The organism is Zestomonas carbonaria (genome assembly GCF_904061905.1).
Taxonomy (GTDB): domain Bacteria; phylum Pseudomonadota; class Gammaproteobacteria; order Pseudomonadales; family Pseudomonadaceae; genus Aquipseudomonas; species Aquipseudomonas carbonaria.
Genome location: NZ_CAJFCI010000071.1, coordinates 1 through 3,073 on the forward strand (window position 1 = coordinate 1; position 3,073 = coordinate 3,073).

Below are 3,073 nucleotides of genomic sequence, written 5' to 3' on the forward strand. Positions count from 1 at the left end.
GTTGATGCCCTGGGCGCGAAGGACGCTGTCGAGGATCTGCGGGACGCTGCGCTGCTGGAAGATCCGCCAGTTGGAGCGCAGCTCGGCGCGGGCCAGGGCCGGTTCGACCACGGCGCTGTAGCGGGTGCGGCGAAAGCCGGTGTCGCCCTGGGCGAAGGCGCTGACCAGGCCATGGACATGGCGCACCGCCTGCTCGCCGTGCCAGAGGGTGAACAGCGCGGGCCGGTCGAGGATGGCGCCAAAATCCACGGCGGGGTCGCGGCTGGAGAGTTCGAGGGTCAACCGGAAGGGCGTGGACAGCCCTTCGTCCAGCTCGAAGGAGACGACCTCGAAGTCGCCGCTGGCGGGCGCGAAGGTGAAGCGCAGGTCGGATTGGCGGGGCATCGCAGGCTCCTTGCGGGATGTATAGCCTCCTGATTCCGGCACCTTCATGGAGTGTGCGGAAATGGGTCAATGGGACAAATCTGGAAAGCTTGGGAGGGAGTGCTGGTGCTCAATGGTTCCCGGGGAGGGGGCATGCACTGCCATTGTGCAGCGCTTTTCCGGGGCGTCCCGCCGTGCCGGGCATCGCGAATGGCTGCCACGATGCATGCCCGCAATCGGGGCATGCGACGCCATGCCGCAGGAAACTTGTGCACATTCGCGAAGCGTCTTGGCAAGTCGCTCGCAGAGTCGTTCGTAACATCTTGATTCTTCGTGGCGATTTTTTAAGTCAATGAAAAATATGAAATTTTTCACTGGTGAAAAAACCGCCAATTTGACCGGAAGCCCCAAGCGACCGGGCGTGGCGATCCTTGTTACCAAGTTGTCCACGGAGTTATCCACAGCTTCTGTGGATTGTCATGACAGTTTTGTGTGGAACGGATTACGGCGCGTCTGGCAAGTCTTTACCCCGCCGGGAAAAGGAGTAGAGTGCGCGCCTCCGTAGCCACTGCGCCTCTGTCCATGTCGCTTTCCTCGTCCATTCGTCCCGCCGAACCCCGTTTGCCGTTGCGCCTCGCCTTGTGGATGCTGGATCGCCCGACCCTGGGCCGCACGACCTGGGTCAAGCGCGTGGCCGGCAACCTGCTCAAGCGCCCGGCGCTGGAGGGCGTGGTGCTCGCGCAAAGCCGCCTGGGACAGTTGCTGTGCAGCGAATGCGGCAACCCCCGCGACCGCCGCATCGGCCTCGAACTGCTGCGCCAGGCCGCCCGTGGCGGCGACCTGCGCGCCAGGCAGGCGCTGGGGCGTTACGAACAGGCCTGAGGCCGGACACCGCCGCTCCATCTCCCGCTGGTTATACTGCCCGGCAGTCTTGCGCGGAGCTTCTTATGCCCATCGATCTGCCCAACCTCCTGCTCGGCCTGGCCATCGCGGCGCTGCCGTCGCTCGGACTGGCCTGGCACCTGCATCGCGCACTGGGCCGCCAGCGCACCGAAACGGCCCTGCTGGAAGAACGCCTGAGCCATGCCCAACTGGCCCAGGACGGCCTGGGCGCGCAACTGGACGACTACCGCAACGAAGTCGCCGAACTGACCGAACAGAAAGCCGCGCAGCAGGCCGAACTGGCCGCGCTGCGCCGCGAGACCGACCTGCTCCAGGTCGAGCGCCGCGCCAGCCGCGAAGCCGCCCAGGCCTGGTCCGCCGAACGCGAGCGGAAAGAAGCCGAACTGCGCCGCCTGGATGCCGAGCGCGCCGCGCTGCTCGCCGAACTGCGCGAACAGCAGGACAGCCACCAGCAACGCCTGGCCGATATGCAGGGCGCCCGCGACGAGCTGCGCGCGCAGTTCGCCGAGCTGGCCGGGAAGATCTTCGACGAGCGCGAACAACGCTTCGCGGAAACCAGCCAGCAGCGCCTCGGCCAGTTGCTCGACCCGCTGCGCGAGCGTATCCAGGCGTTCGAGAAGCGCGTCGAGGAGAGCTACCAGCAGGAAGCCCGCGAGCGTTTCTCCCTCGGCAAGGAGCTGGAGCGCCTGCAACTGCTCAACCAGCGCCTGAGCGACGAGGCGACCAACCTGACCCAGGCATTGAAAGGCCAGAAGACCCAGGGCAACTGGGGCGAACTGGTGCTCGAACGGGTGCTGGAACACGCCGGCCTGGAGAAGGGCCGCGAATACCAGACCCAGGTCAGCCTGCGTGGCGGCGACGGCGAGCGTTTCCAGCCGGACGTGCTGATCCGCCTGCCGGGCGACAAGCAGGTGGTGGTGGACGCCAAGGTCAGCCTGACCGCCTACCAGCAACTGATCGCCGCCGAGGACGAGCAGGTCCGCCAGGTGGCGCTGAAACAGCACGTGCTGTCGCTGCGCAGCCACCTGAAGGGTCTCTCGGTGAAGGACTACCAGCGCCTGGAAGGGCTGCACAGCCTGGACTTCGTGCTGCTCTTCGTACCCATCGAAGCCGCCTTTGCCGCCGCCCTGCAGGCCGACCCGGAACTGTTCCGCGAAGCCTACGAGCAGAACATCGTGATCGTCAGCCCGACCACCCTGCTGGCCACCCTGCGGGTGATCGACAGCCTGTGGCGCCAGGAACGCCAGAGCCAGAACGCCCGCGAAATCGCCGAGCGCGCCGGGGCGCTGTACGACAAGTTCGTCGCCTTCGTCGCCGACCTGGACGAAATGGGCAGCCGCCTCCAGCAACTGGACAAGGCCTATGCCTCGGCACGTAACAAGCTGGTCGACGGCCGCGGCAACCTAGTGGGCCGTGTGGAAAACCTCAAGCTGCTCGGTGCCCGCGCCAGCAAAAGCCTGTCCCCCGACCTCCTCGAACGCGCCGCGGTGCCGTTGCTGGACGAAGCGGAAGAGCCGATAGAAGCGCTGGAGGCTGGAAGGTTGGACGAAAAAGCATAGGGTTGTCGTTCGCCCAGGGCGCTTTTGTAGGGTGTGCTGTGCGCACCGAATCTCACGGGCCCTTTCGGCGGCGCGGCGTGCCGTCGGCGAACGTAGGATGGGTGAAATCCATCATCCGGACTAAGCGAGCCGGACATGCAGGAGCGGCCCATGGCCGCGAATCGCGCGCATGGCGCGCTCCTACGTGCCGGGTTTCACTCCCCCGCCAGCTTGCGATTGGGTTGTAGGATGGGTGGAACCCATCACCC

General features: G+C 65.9%; 3 protein-coding genes. 2 read left to right on the plus strand and 1 reads right to left on the minus strand.

Translation table 11 applies throughout. From position 1 onward, the window contains the following. Positions 1 to 384, minus strand: a 384-nt coding sequence (locus PSEWESI4_RS16835; RefSeq protein ID WP_268960795.1) for a contractile injection system protein, VgrG/Pvc8 family, incomplete at its 3' end; no start/stop codon positions are given. Between the two features lie 561 nt (positions 385 to 945). Between PSEWESI4_RS16835 and PSEWESI4_RS16840 the strand changes: the two genes are divergently transcribed. Next, positions 946 to 1,245, plus strand: a complete 300-nt coding sequence (locus PSEWESI4_RS16840) for an SEL1-like repeat protein (protein ID WP_187672569.1) — start codon at positions 946 to 948, stop codon at positions 1,243 to 1,245. Between the two features lie 65 nt (positions 1,246 to 1,310). Beyond that, entirely contained in the window at positions 1,311 to 2,825 is a 1,515-nt protein-coding gene (gene rmuC / locus PSEWESI4_RS16845; protein WP_456243220.1) for a DNA recombination protein RmuC, read from the plus strand. Positions 2,826 to 3,073 lie beyond the last annotated feature (248 nt).